Here is a 6,839-nt window from a genome sequence, read left to right as displayed (position 1 = left end):
CGCCGGGAGACCTGGACCCGGCCGCGGTGACGGTCACGGCGACGGTGCCGGTGGACCGCGCGTTGAAGGAGCCGGTGACATGAGCGCCGATGTTCGTGCCGCTCTGGTCCTCGCAACCCCCTTGGTCCTCTCCGTTCTCACAGCCCTTTCAGCCCCCTCAGTCCCCACGACCCCCCACCGCAGCACTGTCCCCGTTTTCCCTTCCGCCCACCCCACGTCAAGGGCGATATGCGCGCAAAGGAGCCCGCGATGAGCGAGATGATCACCGCGGACCTGGTCGACCTCGACCTGTCCGCCGACACCAAGGAAGCGGCGGCGCGAGCCCTCGCCGAGCGGATGGTGACCCTGGGCCGGGTGACCGACCTGGAGGGCTTCCTCGCCGACGTGGCCGCCCGTGAGGCCCAGATGCCGACCGGCCTCGACGGCGGTATCGGCATCCCGCACTGCCGCAGCGAGCACGTCACCGAGCCGACGCTGGCCTTCGGACGCAGCGCCGCCGGGATCGACTTCGGTGCAGCGGACGGCCCCGCCGATCTGATCTTCCTGATCGCCGCTCCGGCGGGTGCGGACGACGCCCACCTGACGATCCTTTCCTCGCTGGCGCGGAAGCTGATGAACGCCGAGTTCACCGACGGGCTCCGGGCGGTCGGCGACGCCGAGGGCGCTGCGGCGCTCATCCGCGGGGACGAGCAGCCGGCGGCCGACGGGACCGGAACCGCCACGGCGGACGCGGCCGGCTCGGGCACCTCGGACAAGTCCGACCGCCCTGAGGGCTCCGAGAACTCCGACAGCTCCGCAGGCCCCACGGAAGACCCCACGGACTCCGTGGTGACGCCGGTGGCGGCCTCCGCCGGTGCCGCCACGGGCACCACCGCCACGGGCACCACCGGCGCAGCCACCACGGATGCAGCCACCACGGATGCGGGCGCATCCGACGCGGGCGCAGACACGTCCGGCGAGGGCGCGCGTCCCTTCCGGATCGTCGCCGTCACCTCCTGCCCCACGGGCATCGCCCACACGTACATGGCGGCGGAGGCACTGGAGAGCGCCGGCCGGGAAGCGGGCGTCGAGATCGAGGTCGAGCCGCAGGGTTCGGCGGGCTTCACCCGGCTCGACCCGGCCGTGATCGCGGCGGCGGACGGAGTGATCTTCGCCCACGACGTGCCCGTCCGGGAGAAGGAACGCTTCGCCGGCAAGCCGACCGTCGACACCGGCGTCAAGGCGGGCATCAATCGCCCCGCCGAGCTGATCGCCGAGGTCCGCGGGAAGGCCGAGCGCGGTGAGGCCACCGCCGCTGCCGCACCGGGCGGCACCCCCGTGGAACGCACCGGCGAATCCGGTGAGGGCTACGGCACCAAGCTGCGCAAGTGGCTCATGTCCGGCGTCAGTTACATGGTCCCGTTCGTCGCGGCGGGCGGTCTCCTCATCGCCCTCGGCTTCGCGATCGGCGGCTATGAGATCAACAAGGCGCCGTCGGTGATGGAACACTTCGTGTGGACCCAGGCCGACAGTTGGGGTGCCCTGCTCTTCCAGATCGGCGGCGTCGCCTTCGGGTTCCTCGTCCCGGTCCTGGCCGGCTACATCGCGTACGGCATGGCGGACCGGCCCGGACTCGTGCCCGGCTTCGTCGGCGGTTCGATCTCCCTCACCATCAACGCCGGTTTCCTCGGCGGTCTCGCGGCCGGTCTGATCGCCGGCGCGGTCGTGCTGGCGATCCAGCGGGTGCGCATCCCGGCGGCGCTGCGCGGCATCATGCCGGTGGTGGTGATCCCGCTGATCTCCTCGGCGGTGGTCGGCTTCCTGATGTTCGTGGTGATCGGCAAGCCGATCGCCGAGGCGCAGAACGCCATGACCGACTGGCTGAACGGCCTCACCGGCACCAACGCCATCCTGCTCGGCACCCTGCTCGGCCTGATGATGTGCTTCGACCTCGGCGGCCCCGTCAACAAGGTCGCGTACACCTTCGCCACGGCCGGTATCGCGGTCGCCAGCCCCAGCGACTCCGCGATGAAGATCATGGCCGCGGTGATGGCGGCCGGCATGGTTCCGCCGCTGGCGATGGCCCTGGCCACCACGGTCCGCGGCAAGCTCTTCAACCGGACCGAGCGGGAGAACGGCAAGGCCGCCTGGGTCCTGGGAGCCTCCTTCATCTCCGAGGGCGCGATCCCGTTCGCGGCGGCCGACCCGCTGCGTGTGATCCCCGCCTCGATGGTGGGCGGCGCGGTCACCGGAGCCCTGTCGATGGCCTTCGGCGCCACCCTGCGCGCTCCGCACGGCGGCATCTTCGTGGTCCCGCTGATCGGCAACCCGCTGCTCTACCTGGTGGCCATCGCGGCGGGCGTCTGTGTCACGGCGGCTCTGGTGATCATCCTGAAGGGCCTGCGCAAGCCGGTTCCGGGAACGCTCGGCGCGACCGGCGGCGAGGGCTCGGCGGCCTCGGCGGCGGAACCGAAGCAGCCGGTCGCCGCGTGACGGGAGAGCGGACAGCACGGACGCCGGCAACGGCGGAGGACGGCGCCGACACAGAACGCAACGACGGCGAACTTCCCCAATAGGTACATGTGGGATTTTCGCAGGCAAATGAGTCAACTGCGATATAGATCACGTTCATCACGGTCCGGGACCAAAGTCCCGGACCGTGATGTGTACTGGGCCCATGCCTGAGCACGACTCGATCTTGAGGGTGACGGGCGTCACCGTCCTCACCCTGGTGGCCGTGGCCTGCACAGCGGGCCTGGCCGGTGCCCTGCGGCGGGACCGCGGGCGGGTGCGGGGGAGCGGCGCCGACTTGCGGACGCGGATGCGAACGCTCGCCCGAGCGGGAGCGCGGTGGGGGCCCGGAGGGCCGGGACGGCGGGGCGAGGGCATCGGCCCTCGCCCGGATCGGAAGCCGGCCCACAAGCCGAAACGGAATCGGGATCAGAAACCGAATCCGGAGCCGAATCCGGGGCGTGACGTTCCGGAGGCGCGGGCGCTGCGGACGATTCCGCGTCAGCGGCGGACCGGTCCGGAGGCGGAGCAGGTGCGGCTCACTGCGGCCGAGCGGGAGGCGTTCGCCGTCCTGGTACGGCGCTTCGCCGGTGGCCGGGAAGGGTGAGGACGAGGGGATGACGGCGGGTCGGGCGGTTCGGCCCGATCAGGTCAGGGCACCTGTGTCGCGCGCCGCTCCATCGCATCCCGGGCGGCGTCCTCGGTGGCGTACACCTCGCACATGTGCCGCCCGTCGGGCGTGGCCGTGTGCTCCACCTCCCAGAGGGAGATCTCCGCACCGTCACGCAGCAGGAACGCGTGCTCGTACAGGGAGAAGGACGGCCCCGGGCGCCCCGGTCCTCCCGCGGCGGACGGGCGGCCGAAGGCCTGGGTGATCTGGTGGGCGGACGCCGTGGTCAGCAGCGCGGCCGTCCGAGGCCCCGGACGGTCCGTGTTCTCCGCCCGGCGCAGTAAGCGGCGCGCGTGGTCCGCCGAGGCGTCGGGGACGTAGACGGGCAGGGGTGCGGGGATCTGGGACAACTGCACCGCCACCGGCAGTTCGAAGTCCGGGGTCTCCGGCGGCAGCGGCAGCCGGGCGGTGGCCACGCCCAGTTCCTCCTCGTCCAGATACACCTCGTGCTGGGGCTCGCCGCCCGGGCTCGTGTTGTGGACCAGCTCCCAGAGCGTGAGCGCCGAACCGTCGGCGAGCAGCCAGGTGTGCCGGTACGTCTCGCGGTGCAGGCCCGCGCTGTGGTGCGCGGAGTGCAGCGAGCTGTCCTGCGCCAGCGCGCAGTCGAGCAGGCGTACTGCCTCGTCGGGCAGTTCGAAGGAGTTCAGGGCACGACCGAGCAGTCGCGCGAGATGCTCCTCAGGAGACTCGGGCGAGTCGGCTGGTTCGTACGCTGCCGTCTCGTACGGAACGCTCAAGGTTTCTCCCGGCATTGCTGCATGTCACCTTGTGGGTGCATACCGTAGCCTCTCGGGCGGACATCGTGTCCGGGAACTGAGAAAACGTACGGCCTCAAAACGAACCGATCACGCGAAGAATTCCCGTCCGTCCCCGGCAGTCATCCGTATCCCCTGCTCGGACGCCACTCCTGGCGTTCCTCGCCGGGCCGTCGGCTGCTGATCACGCACTCCGCTCAGCGGTCGGCTTCCTCCGCTCACCGGACGTCCCCGTAGCCCCGCCCGGCACCCCTACGCTTCCCCGTTCGGCACGCCACACGCCTCCCTGTCAGGTTCGTCATGTAACTCCCCGTACGGCGCACCCGTGCAGCTATGTATGTAGATGTCCGTACAACTCCCCGTACGACGGCCAGACTCCGCCCGGTCCGTCCACCGACTCGGCCGTGCGCAGGGCCCGTACGATCGCGCGGGTCACCAAGTCGGCGCCCGCCGCGAGGATCTCGTTCAGGGCGAGAGGGTTCGCGGTGTCGAGCGGGCGGGCGCCCGTGGCGAGGGTGAACACCGTGTCCCCGTCGTTGAGCAGATGCACCGGCCGTACCGCCCGCGCGATGCCGTCGTGCGCGGTGCCGGCCAGTTTCTGCGCCTGCGCCTTGGACAGGTCCGCGTCGGTGGCGACCACCGCGAGCGTGGTGTTGAGGGGCTGCGGCCCGTTGCGCTCCGCGATGCCGTCGAGCCGCCGGAGCGCCGCCGCGTGCACCTCCGCGTCGGGATGGCGTACCCGGCCGCCCCGGAACAACTCGCCGTACAGCGTCCCCGTTTCCGGGTCCAGCGCCGACCCCGCCGCGTTGGCCACGACCAGCGCGGCCACCGTGATTCCCGAGTCCAGCACCGTGCTCGCGGTGCCGATCCCGCCCTTCACCGCTCCGACCACGGCCCCCGTACCGGCGCCCACGCACCCCTCCGGCACCCGCGCCCCCGGCGCGGTCGCCGCTGCCGCCTCGACCGCCGCGCGCCCCGTGGCCGCGTCCGGCCGGGCCCGGAAGTCCCCGCCCCGGCCCAGGTCGAAGACGCAGGCGGCCGGCACCACCGGCACCACGTGCGTGGGATCCAGATCGACGCGCACCCCGCGTCCCTGCTCCTCCAGCCAGGCCATCACCCCGGACGCCGCGTCGAGTCCGTAGGCGCTGCCACCGGTCAGGACGATCGCCTCGACCCGCTGCACGAGGTTGCGGGGATCGAGCGCGTCGGTCTCCTTCGTACCGGGACCGCCGCCCCGCACGTCCACGGCGGCCACGGCCCCGCCCTCGGGCGCGAGCACCACCGTGGTACCGGTGAGCAGGCCGTCTCCGGTACGGGTCGCGTGGCCCACGCGCACGCCGGCCACATCGGTCAGAGCGTCAACAGTCATGGCGCCAGTCTCGCGTGCTCACCGCCGGAGCAGGGCGCCGTCACCGGGGAGCGATATCGGGGAGCAGCGACAGGGAGCCGCCGGCGTAGGGGGAGGCTTCCGCCGGAGCCGTACTCTGGTCGTATGAGCACTGCCCCCGATCCCCGGCCGCGCGAGCCGAAGCCCGCGCTGGTCTTCGACGACCCGCTGGACCAGCAGTCCGCGGACGACACGGACCGGGGGTGGGGCGACCGCCCGTCCGGCGACAGCGCGTCGGACCTGAAGCGCTTCCTCGACGAGAAGCCGCCCCACCACATCTGACCCGGGTGCCGTGAGGGCCGGTGCCCGCTATCGCCCGCCGTATCCTGGGCCCCCGCCGTATCCCGGGCCCTCGCCGCGGCCCGAGCCGCGCTGCGCGACCAGCTCGTCGCGTATCTCCTTGAGCACCTCGAGCTCGGAGATCTCGACGATCTCGTGCGCGCCTTCCTTCGCCTTCCTGCGGGCCTCGACCCGGGCCAGGTACCGGGCCATCGGCATCACCATCAGGAAGTAGACGACCGCGGCCGTGATCACGAACTGGAGCGTCGAGCCGAGCACCGAACCCCACAGGATCCTGACGCCCGTCGCGGCATCGCCGGTGCCCGTACAGGGATCCTTCAGACACGAGCTGTAGCTGTCCAGGTTCTGTGTGCCGAAGGCTCCGACCAGCGGATTGATCACGCCCTTCACCACCGCGTTGACGATGTTGGTGAAGGCGGCGCCGATGACCACGGCGACGGCCAGGTCGACGACGTTCCCACGCATCAGGAAGGCCTTGAAGCCCTGCCAGATGCTGGCTTCGTTCTTCTCGCTCACCCCGAGGGCTCCATCTTGTATGTGTGACGTTCTTATATGTGTGACGTTGGGAATCAAACGCTCCGCAACCTATGTCAGCGCCCTGCCGAACCGTCCACTTGGGTCCCTCGAACAAGGGACTTGACACAACACCCGCGAAATCGGCCGAGAAGGACCCGCTCACCACAGGGTCACCGCCAGCCGTGCCGTGGCGCTCGCGCCGGCGAGGTCGGCCGCGGCGGCACGCGGAACCGACAGCACCACCAGGGCCCCGTCCGTGCCCGTGTCCTCCAGCGGCTTCGGCACCTCGGTGACCCGCGCTCCACGCGCGACCACACGGGCCTCACCACCTGTCACCCGCTCCTCGGCGGCGATGACATCGACCCGGTCGCCCGGCCGCAGCAGCCGCACGGTGGCGGCGTCGGCGATCCGCACCGGCGCCGTGACCCGCGCTCCCGCGCGCCGTGCCCGTGCGACCCGGTCTTCCGTGGACGCCGCTCCGGCCTGCGCGCTCGAAGTGCCCTCGGGACGCCCGCGCGACCGGTCTGCCTCCCGGGGACCGCCCGCCGCCACCAGCGCCACCGCCGTGACGGCGAGACCGGCCGCCACCGCCCGCCTCCGGTGCCGGGCCGGCCGACCCGACCACAGCAGCCCGCCACGCACCCGCACCGGCGCGAAGTGCGGCACCTCGCACCGTGGAGGGACACCGGCCCAGGACGGGTGCGGAGCGGCGGGGCAGGAG

At 71.9% G+C, this 6,839-nt stretch carries 6 protein-coding genes; 2 read left to right on the top strand and 4 right to left on the bottom strand.

Annotated elements, in window-relative coordinates; genetic code table 11:
- Positions 1 to 249: 249 nt before the first annotated feature.
- Positions 250 to 2,472 (top strand): PTS fructose transporter subunit IIABC, encoded by a 2,223-nt coding sequence (locus AOK11_RS09225; protein WP_055593174.1) that lies wholly within the window; start codon positions 250 to 252, stop codon positions 2,470 to 2,472.
- A 669-nt stretch (positions 2,473 to 3,141) separates the two neighbouring features.
- On the opposite strand, the gene AOK11_RS09220 is transcribed toward AOK11_RS09225, so the two are convergent.
- Both AOK11_RS09220 and AOK11_RS09215 read right to left on the bottom strand, forming a co-directional pair.
- Complete coding sequence (locus tag AOK11_RS09220; protein WP_055593176.1) at positions 3,142 to 3,897, bottom strand: DUF6227 family protein; 756 nt, start codon at positions 3,895 to 3,897, stop codon at positions 3,142 to 3,144.
- Between the two features lie 349 nt (positions 3,898 to 4,246).
- The gene (locus AOK11_RS09215; RefSeq protein ID WP_055593173.1) at positions 4,247 to 5,284 is read right to left on the bottom strand and encodes a P1 family peptidase; all 1,038 of its coding nucleotides are present in this window, start codon (positions 5,282 to 5,284) and stop codon (positions 4,247 to 4,249) included.
- A gap of 123 nt (positions 5,285 to 5,407) precedes the next feature.
- On the opposite strand from AOK11_RS09215, the gene AOK11_RS41590 reads away from it, so the two are divergent.
- Positions 5,408 to 5,584 carry a hypothetical protein gene (locus AOK11_RS41590; RefSeq protein WP_095534257.1) on the top strand — a complete coding sequence of 59 codons (177 nt, stop codon included), beginning with the start codon at positions 5,408 to 5,410 and terminating at the stop codon, positions 5,582 to 5,584.
- A 27-nt stretch (positions 5,585 to 5,611) separates the two neighbouring features.
- Here AOK11_RS41590 and mscL read toward each other — a convergent pair whose 3' ends face one another.
- Both mscL and AOK11_RS09205 read right to left on the bottom strand, forming a co-directional pair.
- A complete protein-coding gene (gene mscL, locus AOK11_RS09210; RefSeq protein ID WP_055593172.1) occupies positions 5,612 to 6,118 on the bottom strand; it encodes a large conductance mechanosensitive channel protein MscL in 507 nt (168 codons plus the stop codon).
- A 159-nt stretch (positions 6,119 to 6,277) separates the two neighbouring features.
- Positions 6,278 to 6,784 (bottom strand): hypothetical protein, encoded by a 507-nt coding sequence (locus tag AOK11_RS09205; RefSeq protein ID WP_079034726.1) that lies wholly within the window; start codon positions 6,782 to 6,784, stop codon positions 6,278 to 6,280.
- Positions 6,785 to 6,839: the final 55 nt, after the last annotated feature.

The sequence above is a fragment of the Streptomyces hirsutus genome (assembly GCF_001418415.1).
In the GTDB taxonomy this organism is placed as follows: domain Bacteria; phylum Actinomycetota; class Actinomycetes; order Streptomycetales; family Streptomycetaceae; genus Streptomyces; species Streptomyces hirsutus.
The sequence above is the reverse complement of the archived record's forward strand: the minus strand, read 5'-3'. Positions and strand labels throughout refer to the sequence as shown.

Bases quoted from the DNA above. Each gene is read 5' to 3' on its own strand.
- AOK11_RS09225 (WP_055593174.1), top strand. From the start codon at position 250: ATGAGCGAGATGATCACCGCGGACCTGGTCGACCTCGACCTGTCCGCC.
- AOK11_RS09215 (WP_055593173.1), bottom strand. From the start codon at position 5,284: ATGACTGTTGACGCTCTGACCGATGTGGCCGGCGTGCGCGTGGGCCAC.
- AOK11_RS41590 (WP_095534257.1), top strand. From the start codon at position 5,408: ATGAGCACTGCCCCCGATCCCCGGCCGCGCGAGCCGAAGCCCGCGCTG.